The following is an 18,046-nucleotide window of genomic DNA, read 5'->3' on the forward strand; positions in this document are numbered from 1 at the left end:
ATCCCTGAATTTTTAGTTTTTAGTTTGAGCTTTTAAATTTGAACTTTAATTATAATATTCTAACTTTTTACTTAATCATTATCCTCCTTGAAGATAGAATGGGTAAACTAAATTGAATGCATTATTTGTTTTGCGAACTCGATAATTGATATTAATTTTCAAGTTTCCTGGAGTTTTTGGAATTGGAATAACTTTAATTTCATTCAAATCAATTCTGGGTTCCCAACGAATTAAAGCTTCTCGTACGCTTGATTCTACTAACCCTAAAGTAGTCATACTCAGAGTTGCAAAAATAAAATTATGAATTTCACAACCAAAATCAGGTTGCATAGCTCGCTCACCTTTACTAGTTGCAAGAATAATCCAGATTGATTCTCGAATATTTTCTTCATATTCCGATATCAAGATTTTCCCAGTGGAATTGTCCACCTTTACCGGAAACTTCCAACCGATTCCTAAAAACTCTTTAGCCATTTTTATCTCTTACTACTAATTACTCATTACTTCTTACTTACAATTACCTCGATATTTTATGACTCCGTATCTTTAAGGGGAGGGTAAACAAAACCAATGATAAAAGGATATTCAAAGCTACCTTGTTCAAAAGCAATTAATACTACATCATGAACATCTACGGAAGGAGTACTACCCTTATCACTCGTAATTATTCGCGCTGTAATTTCATCATTTTGGTCTTGATTAATTTCACCTTTATACTTTCTCCATTGAAATTTTACTTTGACTTTTCCATTACTTATTTCTGAGATATTTGTAACAGTTGCGAGAGCTACTCCTCGAATCGAAGCTCCATTAGTTTTGTCTTGTGATTGGAGAAAAAAGCAATTACGTAAATCCTTCATGATAATGGTGTTGTTTCTGAAGTAACTATTATGTCGTCCTCATTGGGTACTCGTTTGACATCAAAAGTTGTTTTATAACCCGAACTACTAAGACTATGATTTGTTTTTTCAATATAATAAGTATTACTAAACTTGCTTCCCAAACCTTTTAGCTCAATATTTGTACCAGCTAAAATATCGGGAACACCGATAGATTCTCCACTCCCCTTGAGTACATCTTCATGTTTTTTTAATAAAATAGATTTTGCTAAGTTTTTAGCATGTTCTTCTGATGATACAGGTTGTTTAACCTGTTCCTTGATAATTTGTTCGGTCGATTGTTCTCCTGTAATATGACTAATGATTTTATGAAGAAAAATTTTTTTAATCTCATCATTAAAAATCTTTGCTGTCGCTGTAATATTTTTCTTGTCATCTGTAGTATTTTGTCCAATAACATCTATTTGGAAAACCCGCTCAGCAATGTTAAGATCTGGAGAAAAATTAATAAGACTTACCTGCCATTCTAAAGTCACAATTGGTTGTGATTTATATATTGGTTTTCGAAAAAAAAGTGTTTTCTTAAAAACGAAAAATTCATAAAAATTTCTTTCAGCTAATCGCGTTAAAAATTCAAAATCATTTTCTTTTTCTTGTTTTACAATTTGTTCATATTCAACTTCTGTATCATCTATAGTTTTTTCATCATTAGGAAATGGATATGGATCACTAGAATAAATCTGAAGTTGATAATAATTTGCTATCTCTTCTACAACTTCATGGTCTTTTTTATTCTTCCAAGAGCGTGGTTTTTTTTCTTTCATCATTCGATAGGAAATGTCAAAACCACTGACCTCTATCTCAGGGTTACCACCAGAAAGGAAATCTATCTTGACTGCAGTAATTATGCCAAATATAATCGTTTTTATTTCATTCGCGTAACCAAGTTTAATTTCAACTTCCGCGTCAAAAACTAATACATTTTCAACAAAAGAGTTTATTTCCCTAGTAATGGGATTAAAAGCATTAAAAATAATAAAAGAAAAAGTATCAGCACCATCTAAAGTGTTGTCAACATTTACACTGATTACTTCCACTCCTGCTTTGAGAATATCCTGTCCTTCAACTAAAATCTCAAAAGTAGGAGCATATAAATTGTGATATTTTTGCTCTAGAGCTACAATATCCATAATATTATTTTAAAACTGGAACAATAAGTTCTTGAGCAACTGTTAAAAGACGGGGGTTGCTGATTTTATTGGCGTTAGCTATTAGACGCCACAAACTTGAGTCTTTATATTCTTTATTCGCGATCATCCATAGAGAATCGCCTTGTTTGGGAATAATTCTTTTGGTGTCAGCGCTAGATTCTTTACGCACCCCTTGTATCTGCTCACTCAGAGTTTTATATTCTTTGAAAGTAACACTCAGAGTTGCTCTAACTGGAACTCCTGATTCCAAGAATAAAGTGAATGTTTGATTGACTTGTTCTAAAGTTGCTCTAAAAGAAAGAGAACCCCAACGAAATTCACAAATTGGAGGAGCATGGAGAATTGGATCTATATCTAATAATGATGTGACTTGTGTTGTGTAGCTTCTAACGTCTTCTCCTCTTTCATAAGAATCGAAAAATAGATCCATTGTTAAGGTTTGAGTGTTACCATTGACAAATTGAGTAGCAGGTGTAGCAGTCCCAGGAACTGCGGTACGTTGAAATTGATTGCTTGTCTCCAGAGAATATTCAGTTGGATTAAATAAAACCTCGATTTCTTTTCTGCTCAAATCTCCATTTCCTGCCAGAATAAAAGCCTTTTCTAAAGCCATTTTTACCTTCCTTTTAACGTTATTCCAATATTGAATTTAAAAAATATTGGACTTAAAAATATTGAACTTAAAAATATTGAACTTACAAAAGTCCTCTCCTTTGACGTTCTATTTTGAGTTTTCGCTCAATTACCTGAAATACCCGATCTGCAAGTCCATTTACATCGATATTAGATAGGTCAAAATCAGTTTTTTTGTGTTGTTCCCAGGCATTTTTTCTAACTACTTGATTCTCTTGATTAGAAGAAACAGGTGTAGTCATTGCTTTGGATTGAGCAAATTCCATTGCACTTGTTTTAGAGAATTTACTATCCTTTTGTTCAGATTGTTTATTTGCTACCGTATTCTGGAAAATAAGTCCTTCATAAGTGGAACCAAGCTTGTTAGTTGGGATTTGCTTCAATCTTTTCGTGCGAATATGATGGGGTTGGAAATCATCATGTAAGTCAATAACTGTTTTCCTTAAATCTTTTTTCCTTAAGTCTAAAGTCGATTTTTTCTCATTATTTTGCTGCTTGTGGATAAAATTAAACCTACGTTCAAAGGTTGATATTGTCTGACTCATATTTACCGAATAAATTAGCAGCGATGTTTGAGTTTTCTTCAGTCTGGTTTGAAAATCTGGGAACCAAGATTTATTAATATTTTCATCTAGTAAATTTCTGTCTGATAAATTTACTACTTCTTTTTCATTTTGTTTGAAGATTAAATTTACAAGTTCAGAATCAAAACCAGATGAAACTGATTGATTTGGGTAAAGATTAGATAGTGCTAATTGAATTGGGTTATTTGGCAGCAATTTAAATTTTTGTTTAGGTGATAAGAAAGTTAGGATATCTAGAGTACTGATTTTCGATGATACAAGTGGTAGATTTCTCGGAAGTAAGAAAGTAAAAAAGTGAGGAAGTGAAAAAACTACTTGACTAACAAATTTTCGCCCAAGTTTTTGTACTCTGAAACTCTCATGATTTTTATCTTTCTTGTTCTGTAATCTTTGTTGAAGAGTTGTGTGAAAAGGTTTCCTCAAGAATTTGTATGGGGATTCTACTACTAGATCGCGAACAAATTCTGTATTTGAACCCAAAGAGTTATCATCAATAATTAACTGCGATCGCCAGTTCTTCCCAACCTGTCGCTCTGGGAAAGATAAAGGTATCGTTTTGAAATTCTGCGATAATCGCAATAACAAAACATTTTGGTTCAACCATTGCTGTTGTAGCTTCAGTCCCATATTTAATGGCTGATTGCTTTTTAATTGCGATGTTCTGGTAATCAGAATTGAATCGTCCTTAGAAAAATCGCTACTAAACTCCGTATTTGAATCCAAAGAGTCATCAATTATAGAACTTAACTGCTCATTAGAAATTTCTAATGGTTTGAGATTGCTATTTTCTTGAGGTAAATCAATACCTGTAGCTGTGCTATCTACACCTACGGTACGCTGTGCTAGCTCGCTAACCTCCGTCCCAATTATCCTAATTACCTTTTCCCTGGGTAATTCCTGAATGACTAACTTAGTTCGTGAGTCACTTCTAAACTGTCGCTCTGGTAAAAAAGATAAAGGTATTGTTTTGAGATTCTGTAATCGCAATAATAAAATATTTTGGTTCAACCATCGCTGTTGCAATTTCAGTCCCATACTGGTTTGCTGATGGTTTTGTAATTGCGATGCTTTGGTAATTAAAATTGAACTACTCTTAGAGAAAGTTAATAACTCTTTTTGCAAATTTTGAGGTTGATTGTTACTCTCTCTCCTCAGCGTTTTTTGTACTGCTGTATTCCAGAAGAAAAGAAAATTCAATTTTAACTCTAGCTGAGTTGTGGAATGTAGACTATGAATTACCTCCTTCTTTAAGAACTGGTTTACGTTAAATATATTACTTTCACTGCTAGCTTTGTGAAGCAGAATTAAGGTTACTAATGGAAATTTACCTAGTTTTAAGCCACTATATTTACTAGCAATCCGTTGGCTGAAATCAAAATTGCTTAATCCAAAGGAACGCAATTGTTGAATTTGGAGTGCTAATTTTCCAGCTTTGGGAATATATGGTTGGGTGCGTTTCATTTTTCAAGCTTTATTTTCATCAAGCTTTATTCATCAAGCTTTGTATAAACCATTGTGAGCTAGCTCTAGCGTCTCCACCGCAACTGCATTGCTATCACCTTTCAAATCGGGTCCAACCCATTTCACTGGATAAGCACCAGTAAAATTCCAGCGCCACTTTTCATTGCAAGTATCGTCAAGTAAAATTACTGAACCATTTTGTCGCTGAATTTGCCCAATAATGACATTTTGATGCCACTGCCAAAGCTCGGTTGAGTTCGTAATTCCACGGCTAAGAACAAGATTTGGATACTTAGTTACCTTTGGCAGCTTATGTACAAAACTATTACGACCTCCTTCGTGGTATTCCTCAGTTTCAGTTTCTGCCTGCAATCCAGAGACTTCAGAAAAACTAGCGACAACTAAACTCCTAATCTCTATTAAAAAATTGAAGGCTTTATAGGGAAGCATCGTTTTTTCAATGACCTAAATCTTGTAACAACCTAAATTTATTAGCTTTGTGTATTGCTATTTAACTTACGATTAATCTTGGAAATTTCCTCGCACCAAATTTTGCGATCGCGATGTTCCATGTTCATAATTTCGTCATGAGACCAGGGAAAATGATAGGCAATAAAGGCTACCTCTTCATGTATCTTTTCTAAAGGGTAGCCTACTATACTTCCCCCGAGGCAATTACCTCTATCTCGTGTTCTTGCCCACATTTTGGACAAACCGTTTTAATATGTGGTGTCCCATCTTCATTAATTCGACGGTAGAAGTCTTGTAAGAAAGCTAAATCTGTAGCAAATAGTCCTTCAATGACTTTAGGGTTAACTTGGTCTAGGGTTCCCAAGCGAGTAATTACCCGAGAGAAAATTATTACAACTAGGTAAGCAGGATTAGAATTGCAGCGCGGGTCTTTCATAGGGGCAATTTCATCGTAGGCAGTTGCCAAGCGCATAACCCCTTCCCGATGGAGATTACCTTCACCATCTACATAACCACGGGGTAGAGTGAAAGGAAATTCAGTTTGTAGCATTAGCCTTTAGATATCCCCTCATGAGCAATTTCTAAAGTCTCAATTGCTACTTCATTACCTGTAGCATTAAAACTAGTACCTGTCCATTTAGTTGGCCAACCTTCGCGAAAATTCCAACGCATCTTTTCTTGACCTAAGTCATCCAAAAGTACAATTGAACCGTTTTTGCGTTCGACCTGACCTTCTACAGCTTTCGTACGCCAATCCCAAATTTCTACATCGTCGGTAACGCCATACTTTAAGGAAATATTCGAATATTTAACCAAACCAGTCAACTTACGAACAGTGAGATATTTTTCATTACCTTCACGATATTCAATTGGGTCTTGGGCTGAATCGAGTCCCGAACACTCCCGAAAGCCAGCACGAGTAATACCATCAATTTCGACTAAAAAGTTATATGCACGGTATGGATCTTTGCGAACTCCAACTACCATAATTGAATCTCCTTAAAGTGTATTAAAGTGTATTAAGGTATAAAATTTATAGTTTTGTACTTGGCAACAGTATAGTTCTAGTAGAATCTCCAATTGCAACACCACTAGGGTCTTGTAGGATACGAACAACAATAAACTCACTTGGAACCGCTGGTGCTAAACCTATTTCCGCAACAACCTTTCCGGTATCTCTAATTTCAGGAGGGTTAGTTTCTTCATCACACTTGATGTAAAAGGCTTCTGAGGGTGAATTCCCTTTTAATGCACCTTTTGCAAACAAACGATTAAAATAAAATGTCAATTCGCGACGAATACTCGCCCATAGTATTGAGTTGTTAGGTTCAAATACAGTGTCTGCCATTTCCCGCTCAAGCCAACGTCCTAGGGTTAGAAACAGTCGCCGCACATTAATATAAAGCCATTGCTGTTCAGAACTGAGTGTTTTGGCTCCCCAGATACGAATCCCGCGTCCAGGAAATACCCGCAGAAAGTTCACACCTATAGGATCGAGTTCCCCCTGTTCGTCATTATTTAGGTTGAATTCCAGTTCAAGCACTCCCTCCAGGATTTCATTTGCTGGTACTTTATGAATGCCAATCAGATCGTCACAACGGGCATATACACCAGCAACATGACCGCAGGGTGGAATAAAATCAGCATTTTGCTGTGGACCATTGGATATTCGAACCCAAGGGTAGTATAAAGCACCATAACTTCCAGTCAAATTCCGCCGTTGTTCCTGAACTTTTTGAAGGTTAGCCCTGGGTAAAGAGTCCAAGATTGCAAAGCGATCACCTAGATCACTGCAATGTTTCAGCACAGCAGACTGCATGATTCCTACTTGCTCAGGGTCAGTTTTTACTGGGGGTAAGCCCATAATATCTGGGGCACACACCAAATCAATGGTATCTAGAAATTCCAATGCAGCTAATCCTTCCTCTAGCGCCTGTAGGGTAGCGTTTTTAAGACGAATCACATAACACAAACGACCTCCATTCTGGAAAAAACCACGTACTGCATAAGCTAGATAGCTATTGGATAGCGGTTTGGTAAAAAACTCTCCGAACTCAGACCATAGTAACTTTTGGGGCTGATTTACAGGAATCTCTTCGCCTTGAAGGTTTCGGGAATTGCATATCCCAATAAAGGCAGGTACACCAGTATCCAGTTCCACTGCAGGCTGTGGACAAATATATTCTTTATAGAGACCTAGGGAGCTATACATAAGCAACCTTTTATTGGGCTAAACAATTTATTGCGAATAAATAAGCTTATTGATTATTTTCTGGTCCTGACCATTGAGTTATGCGGAAGATGACAAACTCTGCTGGTTTGACAACTGCGACACCGATTTCTGTTACTACCTGACCCAAATCACGAACTTCGGGGGGATTAGTTTCTTCATCACATTTGACATAAAAAGCTTCTGCTGTGGTATCACCAAATAAAGCCCCATCTCGCCAGACATTGGTCAAGAAAGCAGAAACATTGCGCCTGATTTTTGCCCAAAGTTTAGTGTCATTAGGTTCAAACACCGCCCATTGAGTACCTTCGTCAATCGATTCCCGTAGGTAAAGAAATAGGCGGCGGACATTGATATATGTCCATTCAGGCTCCTCTTTACTTGCCAGAGTTCGGGCACCCCAAACAGTAATATTGCCATCAAATTTGCGAATAATATTGATACCTTCTGGGTTTAGCCCTGCTTGTTCTGCTTTATTGATAACAACTTCAACTCCTAATGCACCCCTAATTACTTCATTCGCTGGTGCTTTGTGTACCCCACGCTCAGTGTCCACTCGGGAATAGATTCCAGCAATGTGACCGCTGGGAGGAACGTAAATATTTTCTCTAGTAATTGGGTCAAAAACTTGAATCCGGGGAAAGTAAATAGCGCCATAGCTATCATCTCTAATACCTCCTTGAATGGCTTCTTTAGTGAGATTACTATTACTTACTCCTTCATAACGACCATCTAAAATTGCAAAGCGGTCTTGCAGATATGTGTCTTTACAATGATCCAGTACAGCAGTCTGAACAGCATCATCTACAGCACCAGGTATGACTACAATGGCAATTTCATCAATAGGTTTGAAACTATCTAAGGCAGACTGAACAGTTTCTAAATTATTGATTTCATCATTATTGATTCGAGTCACCCAACATTGAGTACCACCATTGTTAAAAAAGCCAAACACGGCGTGAGCTAAAGTTGAGTTCCCATCCTGAAAATCACCAAAAGTAGTTTTAAATCTTTCCCAATTACTGATTAATTGTGGTTCATTGACTGGCGGTAGAGGATAAAATTCTGTTGGCAAAGTCCCTGGTCTTTCTGGCATTGTGACAATGTCAGATACATAGCCAATAAAACCAGCAGTGCTAGTACCTACACCAGCAATTGGTTTACTTCCAGAGGATACCTCCTCAACGTATACTCCTGGCGTTTGATAAACGGGCATTATTTTTACTCCTTATTTTTAAGTGGCAGTAGAGGCAAAATTATTCATTTAATTTCGCTACCAGTGAGGATTAATACCCCATCTGTTGATTTATTTCAAAAAGCTAAAGATTATTTGATTTTTTTGTCAAAATAAAGTTCAAATTTTCCTCTATTCCAGCTTCATTAAATACTACAGTCTGAGAAGTCGTTTGGTAACCTTGTGCAGAGATTATTATTGTGCGCTCAAATTTTTCTGCTGCCTCTATCGCATTCAATAAGTATTGACCCTCTTGATTACTAAAAGTACTTTCTTGACTGTACTTCAGTCGGACTTCAGCTAAGACAATAGGGTCATCATCATCATCAAGTATCTGACCTTTTAAGCAAGTGGGTGTCAGTGTCAAATCAGCTACAGTAATAATGTTCTCATCTTCTGGAGCTTGAGAAACTCGGAGATCGAGAAAAGCCGTACCGTAACGCCTAGAAGCATTGTGAAAGAATGCATGCAAACGATATTCACCTTCAGGGAGATCCAAAAAGTGGAAGTGACCGTCATAAGCAGTTCTGGTTCGGTCAGGGCGCTCTAGCATCTTTTCCCATTCGTCTCCATACTGTGAAGCTCGAATTCTTAGCCAACCCATAAAAGCTTCTGGTCCTTTGGTTATCGCGACCTCTACCCCTGCGATCGCTTTGTTGGTCTGGGCATCAGTGACCTGTCCTGCGATCGCAACTCGATGTCGAATTCTTTCCCAACGCAGCATTGACTAACCTTCCTGTAAATTTGACCTGATAAGAATTTGCTGCTCTGTCACAAGTGGTAATTCTACAGGGGTGAATGGATCTACACTGATAGTCACAGTATAATGTAATGCTGCTTTAGGTTTACCTCCCAGAGCTTGCCAAAATTCTCCTAAGCTTTGTAACCTAGCTGGCTGTAAAGTACTGGTTGGTAATGATGGCTCTTGCCCTGCTAAGCTTCCAACTAAGATGGTATCTGGAAGAGTCGGATAACGTAGCAGCACTTTCATCACTTCACCTAATAAACTATGCTCACTCTCAGTATTACCTGACCAAGCTGTCACCATATAAGAACAGTCAACTCGTACGGGAGCTAAATTTTTACGAAGAATACCGTTACTTTGTCGCTCTAAGAGCCGCTCATTACTGCGTAAATCTCGATTTTCCCGTACATCATAAAGAAAGAAATCAACTGTTCGCTGGTTCGGAGGGTTAAATTTGTCATCAGGCGTATCGAATACCACTGTTACCGAATCTGATAGAACTCCGAACAATTCCACTTCGAGAAGTCTTTTCAGGCTATCATCTAAATCCCTAAACATATAACTGAAATAGGTTCTTTTGAATTTTCCTTAATATTTATCAGCTTCAAAAGTAGCAGTGTTCTTAGGGTTTGGATAAGGCTCATCGTAACAACCTTCTTCGTCAGAAAGTAATGTAACATCCTGTGCCTCTCGAATAAATTTATTCATTCGGCTATCCTTAAAGTTTTGATAGTTTTGTGCGGCTTTCTTTTCTTGTTCTATAAGTTCAATCCAGTTATTATGCCAATAAAAATATTCATATGTTGCTAAACAATAATTTCGTAGACATCCCGTCAGTACGCTTTTGAGCCATTCATGGTCTTTGACCATAGTTGAACTTTGCGCTGGTCTCTTTGTTTCATTTTTTTTCAGTTGTCTGACTTCGTGCAAAATAGAATAAAATTCCAAGCGGTAAGCATATAAAGCTTTATAGTTTTCTATATCAAGAAGTACTTCTGCCTTCTTATATATATCGTCAAGCTGTTTAAAGTAATGAATTACTGTTTCCTTAAACTTTTTATAATGCTCAAATTCTTGCTCAGTTATCTTTTTGAGTTCTAAAGCTTGGTCGCGACAACATTTGCCATTTTTAAATTCTTTCCTGGCATTATCCCATTCTACCTTAAGACAATCTTCTACATGATTGTAGAATTTATCTCTTAACTGTGTTATGGCTTTGCGGTACTTATCTCCAGGATTGTCAACATCATCAGACCAGTTGACTAGTTTTTTGTATTGTTCTTCCGCCTTAGGTAATTTTTCTCTAATGAAAGACGGATATTCTTTTTGATAATCATCAACAATTTTGGGTATCTCTTCTTTATATGCTTTTTCCAGAATTTCCAAATTTTTTTTGAAGTCTGTAGTTGCTTCAGAAGCTGGATTTTGTTCTAATTCTGTTTGCAGTATTATTTGTAATTCGTTAAGTAAGCGTCCAATAGTGGAACATTTTTTAAGTTCTTCTGCTTTTGGAATTCTACATAAAGCAACGTTTTCAGTCTTGTAATCAACATTAGCATCCATGTATTTTTACCCTCTGATAAACGACTGAGAGATTTAATTTGAATAGGAAATTTGTAAACAAATAATCGAAAAATTAACTATTGTGTTACTATCCCTTTGCTACCTTAGATTTTCCTGATAGCTATCATTTTTTCTTTGCTTGTTCGGATTTCTAATCTCGTGAATTAAAAAGTAATCATCAGGAGAAGCTTGAAATACTGGAAGAAGGTCACAAACAAAATCAAAATAGATGTGAGAAGAGTCCTATAAACTTTTAGAAATATCAGAGAAATCCATAAATATTGCCCTATGGAAATCCAGTTATTTTTATGTTGTAAAAACTTAGCTTAGTCATAATTACTCGTGTAAAATAGGGAAACCTTAACGGATCACATTTTTTAGACTTAACAAAGATATAAGTTGTCACAGCCACCCCACAAGGGTAGGAAGGTCCACCAAAAAACTAAACAGAAATTATAAACGCCTACCTGACCCGTAAATAGCAGTTCCGTTCTGTAGGTAGCGTAGCTATAGCTACGATATTTTCAAAAATCAAATGTATGGTTTTCAAACATAAATACAGGTTATACCAACAAAAATCTGCGGAGAAGCTCTATGAAATTATTAAAAATTTCAATCTATTAGAACTTTCAAGTTAATTCCTGCTTGTACATTAACTTATACATTTATTCGCTGGGAGATACTCAAACCTTTGGACGAACCTTTTATTCCCTCTATATGAAATAAATAATATATTGAAAAATTAGGTTCGACAATTAACTCTTTTTCGATTTTTATAGAAAAACATTAATTATTTTTAGACTATTCTCATATTTTTATATGTTAATTACAGTGAATTAAACCATAATCGATAATTTTTGCATTATAAATACTACTAAGTTATACAACTCATTAATTTTGCTTAGTTACATTTTATTTCACTCAGTTAAGGTTAAATAAATTTCCTTCCAATTAATTGAAATGAGATATTTTAGTTGATACAATTACCACTTTATTAGTATCTATATAATAGAAAACTAATACAAGAAATTTACTTGTATTTTATTGAATTCTATATTCTATTCTTGTTTTAAAAGCTGTTGTTTTCTCCAACTACCGGGAGTTTTATGATAAAAATCACGAAACTGGCAGTAAAAATGATTGAGATTCTTATAGCCTACTTTTACAGCAATTTTTTCAATAGAATCCTCAGTTTCCAAGAGTAAGCGCCTCGCTTCTACTATCCGACGCTCTACAATCCAGTCATTTACTGTTTTCCCTGTCATACGTCGAACTAAGTCGGTCAAGTAAGCGGAGGAATAACCAACAGCTTGAGCTACTTCTTTTAATTTTATTGGTTGATGATAATTTAATTCGATGAACTCAAAAACCTCATACAGTCGCGGAATTGATGGAAATATAGAATTAAGAGTATGGGAGTTTTTACTTTCTTCTGTAGGAATTAGTTTGTCTTGTGGTAAATCAACACTAATAAGACCATTTTCTACACTAATAATCTCAAATCCTGCTGCTTCTAAAGATTTAATTAAGAGACTCTTGCTTTCAGATTTATCATTAATCAGTAAAACCTTATCCATTTTATTTTATAAATACATAACTACCGAGAACAATAAGTTGCTCCAAAAGTTACTCAGTTCAAACCAAAGCTCTTTATCTGAAATACAGCAGAGTTGTAATATAACTTTATAAAATCACTCTATCAAAGCCGATCTGAATCTTCATTCAATAAACTTTTAATCTCTTCAGTGGTGAAAGGGTTTTTCCCAGCTTCTAGGGTCTTAATCCAACGTTGTCGTCGTGATTTCTTGTTCTGACTGTTAGTCCAAAGGATGAAAGGTTGAAAGTCCTCGATAGCTCCTTTAGTATTGCCTGTTAGTGCTTTAGCAATACCGCGACTATCTATAATTGCTGCATCATCAGGAGCAAGAGCCAATGCTTTTTCACAAAAATGCATAACATCAGCAGCATATCCATGTAGGCTACCAAACCGACAAAGGATATTCCAATAATTTGCAGAAATTTTTTGTGAAGTAAGCTTTTCGGCTTGTGCGTAAGCTGCGATCGCTTGCTTCACCTTACCATTTCTGGCAAAGCTTTTCCCTGTCCTAACTAGGATTGAAAATGCAAACCGACTATTTGCTTGATTTGTATCTAGTTCTAACGCTTCTCGAAACTTAACGACCATGCTTTCCAGATCGCCCTGTTGTCCTGTATATTCTCCTTCTTTAAGTAAAGTTAGGGCTTTTGCTTTTGTTATGGGATTAAAATTTAACTGAGAATTCCAATCTAGCGCTGTGCGAAATTTAGTAATTCCACCTTCAATATCGCCTTCTTTAACTAGTTCTTCACCTTGAAGAATTATTGCAGGAGCGCTATCTGCTAAAATAACAGGAGTTTTACATTGTTCTAAATCTTCCAAGGCGTCAGGGTGAGTGATGAGATAATTCTTTAACCAAGCACATCCCTGCTTTTGTAAATCATCAAAATCGAAATTCCATAAAATTACCTTTTTATCCCAACCCCCTGTGGCGAGGATTTTACCATCGGGACTAAATTTTGCACTTGTGACAAAATCACTATGTCCGGTAAGTGTTTTTAGCAGTTGACCTTCCCGGTTCCATAATTTGACTGTTCCATCATGACTAGCGCTAGCCAAGATTTGACCGAAACCCTCTTGGGTCGTCATCCTAATGGGACTGAAACTAAGACCTTGGACATGGTTGCGATGTCCAGTAAGAGTTTTAAGAAATTTGCCTGATCGATTCCATAGTTTGATATTGTTGTCTAAACTACTAGTGGCGATGGTTTTACCGTCGGGGCTAAATGCAACTCTTCGAGTCCAAGAGTGATGTCCAATAAGAGTGTTTAGTAACTGACCTTGGCGATTCCACAATTTAACTGTCAGGTCATTACTGGTAGTAGCAAGGATTTTGCCGTCAGTGCTAAATGTAACGCTATTTACCCGATCCTGATGTTGAGCAGTAAAGGTGTTTACTAAGTGACCCTTGAGATTCCATAATTTTATGGTTTTATCATCACTGGCTGTGGCAAATATTTGACCGTTGGGGCTGAATGTAACGCTATTTATCCGATCGCCATGGGCGTTGTGAAGAGTTTTTAGTAGTTGACCCTTTATATTCCATAATTTAACTGTTTTATCATCACTGACTGTGACAATAATTCTTTGACCAATTCCTTGGCTCGTAGAGCCTTTGTTTGGTGCAAACCCAACGCCATTTACCCGGTCGCTATGTCCTGTCAAGGTTTGTAATAGTTCACCTTTGCGGTTCCACAGTTTAGCTGTTTTGTCATTACTAGCAGTGGCGAGGATTTGACTGTCAGGACTAAATGTAACGCTATTAACCCAGTCCTTATGTTTGGTGAGAGTTGGAAATAGTTTGTTATCTAAGTTCCAGAGGATTACAGTGTGATCGGTACTAGCACTAGCAAGGATCTTACCGTCCGGGCTAAAATTAGCACTATTAACTAACGCATTATGACCAATAAGGGTTTTGAGGAGTTTACCCTCTCGGCTCCAAATTTTAACTTTCTTATCGTTACCAGCGGTAGCTAAAGTTTGACCGTTGGGGCTAAATTTAACACTATTTACCCGAGTGCTATCTCCAAGGAAGCTGTTGAGGAGTTCACCTTCTTTGTTCCATAATTTCACTATCTTTTCACCAACAGTGGCAAGGGTTTTACCGTCAGGGCTAAAACTGACGCTATTTTCCCGCTCGCTATGTTCAATTTTCCCATCGGGTTCCGTGGAAGCAAGGGTTTTTAGGATCTGTCCCTCCCGGTTCCACAGTTTGACTGTCCGGTCTTTGCTCGCACTAGCAAGGATTTTACCATCAGGGCTAAAGGTAACGCTATGAACCCAATCCCTATGTCCCCGAAAAGTTTTTAACAGTTGACCTTCCCGGTTCCATAATTTCACCGTCCGGTCGTCGCTAGCAGTGGCAAAGATTTTCCCATCAGGGCTAAATGCAACACTATTAACATCATGATTTGTATCTTCTCTAAGAGTTTTGAGAAGTTTGCCCTCCCTATTCCATAGCTTGGCTGTATCATCCTGACTAGTAGTAACAAAAATTTGACCATCAGGGCTGAAACTAATACTTTCTAGGATACGATCGTGTGCATCAAAAGTTTTTAGCATCTGACCCTTGCGATTCCAGAATTTAACTGTCCTGTCATGACTAGTAGTGACAATGGTTTGACCATCAGGGCTAAATATGGCATTCTCTACATAACTGGTATGTCTCTCCAAACGATTAAATTGCTTTACTCCATGCAACGCTTGTCCCAATACAGCAGTAACTTGAAGTTTAAGATCGGCTTTGTCCTGATGTATCTGCGTTAATTTGTCCGCAGCTTTGAGACTATTTTTTAAAGCATCAAACTCTTGTCCTGAAGCAAGAAGTTCTTCTGTAGCATTAATCAAAGATATTATTTCATTCTTTGCTGAGTTTTGTGATTGCCACCAAGCCACTCCAGCCAAGCTCAAGGCTATAATCAAACCGCTTGAGAGACCTAAAATAGTAAATTGTTGCCTTCGTCTTTGCTTTTTACTATTATGCGATCGCAATTCCAAGCTCAGTTTAATAAAATTCCTCTCTGCCAAACTCAGTTCCACTAAGCGTTTTTCATGCCAATATAATGCATCTGTCAAAGGCTTCCCTCGCAATAAGCCGCCCTCATCTTTGCCACTACTCTCCCAAGTACGCATAGCTGACCGTAACTGCTCTTGCCAAAAACGAAAGTCCCGGTCTTGTTGCATCCACTCTTGTAGTTGTCCCCAATTGCGAATCAGAGCTTCATGGACAATTTCTACAGTTTCTAAGCCAGTTTTTTCATCATATCCGGTAACAACTAAGCGAGCATCTGCCAAGCGACTTACCAAATCCCAGTTTTCTTCACCAACCTCAGTACGGATAGCTACACGACGGGTATCTTCTGCTCCCTGTCCTGGATGGACAAGTTGAATAAAAATTCGTTGTGCCCTTTCTTTCTCCTTGGATTTGAGCTGATTATATGCATCTTGTGCATAACAAGCTAACGCTGCTTCTACTCCGCCAATTTTATCGTAAGCAATATGTGTCAATTGAGCATCTTGCTGTTTTCCCCACAACTGAGTTAGAGCAAACTCCAATAAAGGTAAATCCCCAGGTTCAGCACTCACATTGGAAAGAATGCGTTCGATAAGTCCCTCCTCAATTGTTACTCCCAGTAACGCTGCGGGTTTTTCTACTGCTGCTTGCAACTCTTCCTCTGTCATAGGACCAAGCTTTAAATCTGCGTACTGTAAAGCATCAGCGAAGGGACGATAAGATAATGCTTGTCCCAGAAAATCTGCTCGTAGAGTGATAACAAAAGTGAAATTTCGAGAGTTATTAATTGCTTCTAACAATCTATCTAAGAAGGCTTTGCGCTCTTCTGGATCTTTGCAGAGAGTGTAAAGTTCTTCAAACTGATCGGCAATTAATAATAAACGTTTGCTTGGATCTTCCCTGAGGATATCATCAATTACGTCGAGCAACCCATTCTCATATTGTTTCAGATCGCTCGCAAGATTTCTCGTAGAACGGAGGCGTTCAGTGCGGTTGAGATGACTTTCTTCTTGAGAAACTAATCCAGCAGCGAGGGAAAATAAGGGTCTAGAACCTGGTCTGAAGTCGATAAAATGCCAGTTATTCGTATCTCGCAAATGTTTTACCAAACCAGCAAAAACCACACTAGATTTACCACTACCACTAGAACCGATAACAGCAACTAGAGGCTGATGATATACAGCCTCTAACAACATATCGGTAAAATTTTCCCGTCCAAAAAAGAACTGCGAGTCTTCTTCCCGAAAAGCAAATAAACCGCGATAGGGGCTGATTTTACTCGGACGGCGACCTAAGTCTAGCCAAGTTGGTGGGACCGCAGAGGAATTTTGACAAATCACTGGTAATAAAGAAGCACAAGGATAGTCATTTTCCAAACCATGCAATTTCAACCTTGCTTCTTTCACCGCTTGATACAAAGGTTTGCGTTCGGCAGCAAAAGCTGTGAGAAAATACTTTAAAAATACCTGCGCGACTTTATCTGCTACTTGTTCTCGCATCACAACCATTTGAGGAATGTGTAGTGCTTCTAAGTCACAAGCTAATCCCAAACCATCACAGGAATTGAAAATCACCAAACCTAAACCGTTAGCGATAGCTTTTTTTAAACCGTACTTGAGGTCATCAGTTGTTAAACTTTCTTTATTTTCATTAATATATATGCGACCACTATCTCCCACTGTCTGACTGTGACCGGCAAAAAACAGGATATCCCAAGGTTCTTCCCATAAAGAATCGTTGATTTGGTGACGTTGGGGTTGCACTAAGAACGTGACATTGGCATCTGGTAAACTATTGAGTAATCTTCGATCTGCTTCGACATCAATACCAGTACTATTGCCTAGAATTGCCAGAATTTTGACTTTATCTCTGTAAGTAGGCGTTGTTGGTGTTATGGGTTTGTGATAATAATCTGGCGCACTTAAAGCCGGTTCGATATTAGGGTATCCTTCTAATAAATCCCAAAAATGCCATGGTATTTGTCGTAATTGCTGACAAGATGTACGAATGAGTATCCGCGCTGACTCATCTTCTTTTAATTCTTTCAACCAAGTCTCGCGTATGGGGCGAAAGGACTCCGAACGCATCCAGTTATTTAGTTGTTGTTGTAACTCACTAATGGATTTTTGGCAGCTTTCTCGCTTTTCGGCTATTGAACCATCATAAGTAACTTTTATTGCTTTAATTGCACGATTAGATTTTCCCAAACTACGATAATATGACCGCCACTGGTCGATTTTTGTCAGTAATTCTGGAATTGGTGGTAAATTAGCATTAAGTTCTTTATGGGGGCTGTAACCTTCTAGAGCAATTGAAAGTGTTACTTGCATGCCCATCTGAAGATCCCCATCTAGTTTTAGGACAAGCAATTTCGCCATTGGTACTATCAAGAGGATTTATAAGACTAACCTTACTATAAGTGACATTACTTCCAAGTTATGCAGCCAGCTTCACTTACATCGATC

16 protein-coding genes are annotated in these 18,046 nt (G+C 37.5%); all 16 read right to left on the reverse strand.

Going from position 1 to position 18,046, the window contains the following annotated elements; translation table 11 throughout:
- Positions 1–78: 78 nt before the first annotated feature.
- The gene (locus BC008_RS43765; protein ID WP_027841928.1) at positions 79–474 is read right to left on the reverse strand and encodes a GPW/gp25 family protein; all 396 of its coding nucleotides are present in this window, start codon (positions 472–474) and stop codon (positions 79–81) included.
- Positions 475–530: 56 nt separating this feature from the next.
- Positions 531–860, reverse strand: coding sequence for a hypothetical protein (locus BC008_RS43770; protein ID WP_027841927.1), 330 nt, complete (start codon positions 858–860; stop codon positions 531–533).
- Positions 857–2,029 (reverse strand): phage late control D family protein, encoded by a 1,173-nt coding sequence (locus tag BC008_RS43775; protein WP_027841926.1) that lies wholly within the window; start codon positions 2,027–2,029, stop codon positions 857–859. The genes BC008_RS43770 and BC008_RS43775 overlap by 4 nt, the downstream gene beginning before the upstream one ends.
- 4 nt (positions 2,030–2,033) lie before the next feature.
- The gene (locus BC008_RS43780; protein ID WP_027841925.1) at positions 2,034–2,663 is read right to left on the reverse strand and encodes a CIS tube protein; all 630 of its coding nucleotides are present in this window, start codon (positions 2,661–2,663) and stop codon (positions 2,034–2,036) included.
- 82 nt (positions 2,664–2,745) lie between these two features.
- Positions 2,746–4,728, reverse strand: a complete 1,983-nt coding sequence (locus BC008_RS43785; protein WP_027841924.1) for a hypothetical protein — start codon at positions 4,726–4,728, stop codon at positions 2,746–2,748.
- Between the two features lie 33 nt (positions 4,729–4,761).
- Positions 4,762–5,178, reverse strand: coding sequence for a phage tail protein (locus tag BC008_RS43790; protein ID WP_027841923.1), 417 nt, complete (start codon positions 5,176–5,178; stop codon positions 4,762–4,764).
- 41 nt (positions 5,179–5,219) lie between these two features.
- Complete coding sequence (locus tag BC008_RS52560) at positions 5,220–5,432, reverse strand: DUF6760 family protein (protein WP_072207787.1); 213 nt, start codon at positions 5,430–5,432, stop codon at positions 5,220–5,222.
- On the reverse strand, positions 5,384–5,749 hold the full coding sequence (locus BC008_RS43795) for a hypothetical protein (RefSeq protein WP_027841922.1): 366 nt from the start codon (positions 5,747–5,749) through the stop codon (positions 5,384–5,386). Before BC008_RS43795 ends, BC008_RS52560 begins: the two co-directional genes overlap by 49 nt.
- The gene (locus tag BC008_RS43800) at positions 5,749–6,186 is read right to left on the reverse strand and encodes a phage tail protein (RefSeq protein ID WP_027841921.1); all 438 of its coding nucleotides are present in this window, start codon (positions 6,184–6,186) and stop codon (positions 5,749–5,751) included. Before BC008_RS43800 ends, BC008_RS43795 begins: the two co-directional genes overlap by 1 nt.
- Before the next feature lie 46 nt (positions 6,187–6,232).
- Positions 6,233–7,411, reverse strand: coding sequence for a phage tail sheath family protein (locus BC008_RS43805; RefSeq protein ID WP_027841920.1), 1,179 nt, complete (start codon positions 7,409–7,411; stop codon positions 6,233–6,235).
- A 46-nt stretch (positions 7,412–7,457) separates the two neighbouring features.
- Positions 7,458–8,645 (reverse strand): phage tail sheath family protein, encoded by a 1,188-nt coding sequence (locus BC008_RS43810; RefSeq protein ID WP_027841919.1) that lies wholly within the window; start codon positions 8,643–8,645, stop codon positions 7,458–7,460.
- 103 nt (positions 8,646–8,748) lie between these two features.
- Positions 8,749–9,387 carry a carboxypeptidase regulatory-like domain-containing protein gene (locus tag BC008_RS43815; RefSeq protein WP_058184124.1) on the reverse strand — a complete coding sequence of 213 codons (639 nt, stop codon included), beginning with the start codon at positions 9,385–9,387 and terminating at the stop codon, positions 8,749–8,751.
- 3 nt (positions 9,388–9,390) lie between these two features.
- Positions 9,391–9,966, reverse strand: a complete 576-nt coding sequence (locus BC008_RS43820) for a DUF4255 domain-containing protein (protein ID WP_027841918.1) — start codon at positions 9,964–9,966, stop codon at positions 9,391–9,393.
- A 30-nt stretch (positions 9,967–9,996) separates the two neighbouring features.
- Positions 9,997–10,971, reverse strand: coding sequence for a hypothetical protein (locus BC008_RS43825; protein ID WP_027841917.1), 975 nt, complete (start codon positions 10,969–10,971; stop codon positions 9,997–9,999).
- Between the two features lie 1,058 nt (positions 10,972–12,029).
- The gene (locus BC008_RS43830) at positions 12,030–12,548 is read right to left on the reverse strand and encodes a helix-turn-helix domain-containing protein (protein WP_027841916.1); all 519 of its coding nucleotides are present in this window, start codon (positions 12,546–12,548) and stop codon (positions 12,030–12,032) included.
- A gap of 122 nt (positions 12,549–12,670) precedes the next feature.
- Complete coding sequence (locus BC008_RS43835) at positions 12,671–17,959, reverse strand: nSTAND1 domain-containing NTPase (RefSeq protein ID WP_063800834.1); 5,289 nt, start codon at positions 17,957–17,959, stop codon at positions 12,671–12,673.
- Positions 17,960–18,046: the final 87 nt, after the last annotated feature.

This window comes from Mastigocoleus testarum BC008, assembly GCF_001456025.1.
GTDB lineage: Bacteria > Cyanobacteriota > Cyanobacteriia > Cyanobacteriales > Nostocaceae > Mastigocoleus > Mastigocoleus testarum.

What these genes read in the sequence shown, in the direction of transcription:
- BC008_RS43810 (WP_027841919.1), bottom strand. Translation starts at nt 8,645, where the DNA reads ATGCCCGTTTATCAAACGCCAGGAGTATACGTTGAGGAGGTATCCTCT.
- BC008_RS43805 (WP_027841920.1), bottom strand. Translation starts at nt 7,411, where the DNA reads ATGTATAGCTCCCTAGGTCTCTATAAAGAATATATTTGTCCACAGCCT.
- BC008_RS43795 (WP_027841922.1), bottom strand. Translation starts at nt 5,749, where the DNA reads ATGCTACAAACTGAATTTCCTTTCACTCTACCCCGTGGTTATGTAGAT.
- BC008_RS43780 (WP_027841925.1), bottom strand. Translation starts at nt 2,663, where the DNA reads ATGGCTTTAGAAAAGGCTTTTATTCTGGCAGGAAATGGAGATTTGAGC.
- BC008_RS43830 (WP_027841916.1), bottom strand. Translation starts at nt 12,548, where the DNA reads ATGGATAAGGTTTTACTGATTAATGATAAATCTGAAAGCAAGAGTCTC.
- BC008_RS43820 (WP_027841918.1), bottom strand. Translation starts at nt 9,966, where the DNA reads ATGTTTAGGGATTTAGATGATAGCCTGAAAAGACTTCTCGAAGTGGAA.
- BC008_RS52560 (WP_072207787.1), bottom strand. Translation starts at nt 5,432, where the DNA reads ATGTGGGCAAGAACACGAGATAGAGGTAATTGCCTCGGGGGAAGTATA.
- BC008_RS43790 (WP_027841923.1), bottom strand. Translation starts at nt 5,178, where the DNA reads ATGCTTCCCTATAAAGCCTTCAATTTTTTAATAGAGATTAGGAGTTTA.
- BC008_RS43785 (WP_027841924.1), bottom strand. Translation starts at nt 4,728, where the DNA reads ATGAAACGCACCCAACCATATATTCCCAAAGCTGGAAAATTAGCACTC.
- BC008_RS43800 (WP_027841921.1), bottom strand. Translation starts at nt 6,186, where the DNA reads ATGGTAGTTGGAGTTCGCAAAGATCCATACCGTGCATATAACTTTTTA.
- BC008_RS43775 (WP_027841926.1), bottom strand. Translation starts at nt 2,029, where the DNA reads ATGGATATTGTAGCTCTAGAGCAAAAATATCACAATTTATATGCTCCT.
- BC008_RS43835 (WP_063800834.1), bottom strand. Translation starts at nt 17,959, where the DNA reads ATGGCGAAATTGCTTGTCCTAAAACTAGATGGGGATCTTCAGATGGGC.
- BC008_RS43765 (WP_027841928.1), bottom strand. Translation starts at nt 474, where the DNA reads ATGGCTAAAGAGTTTTTAGGAATCGGTTGGAAGTTTCCGGTAAAGGTG.
- BC008_RS43770 (WP_027841927.1), bottom strand. Translation starts at nt 860, where the DNA reads ATGAAGGATTTACGTAATTGCTTTTTTCTCCAATCACAAGACAAAACT.
- BC008_RS43815 (WP_058184124.1), bottom strand. Translation starts at nt 9,387, where the DNA reads ATGCTGCGTTGGGAAAGAATTCGACATCGAGTTGCGATCGCAGGACAG.
- BC008_RS43825 (WP_027841917.1), bottom strand. Translation starts at nt 10,971, where the DNA reads ATGGATGCTAATGTTGATTACAAGACTGAAAACGTTGCTTTATGTAGA.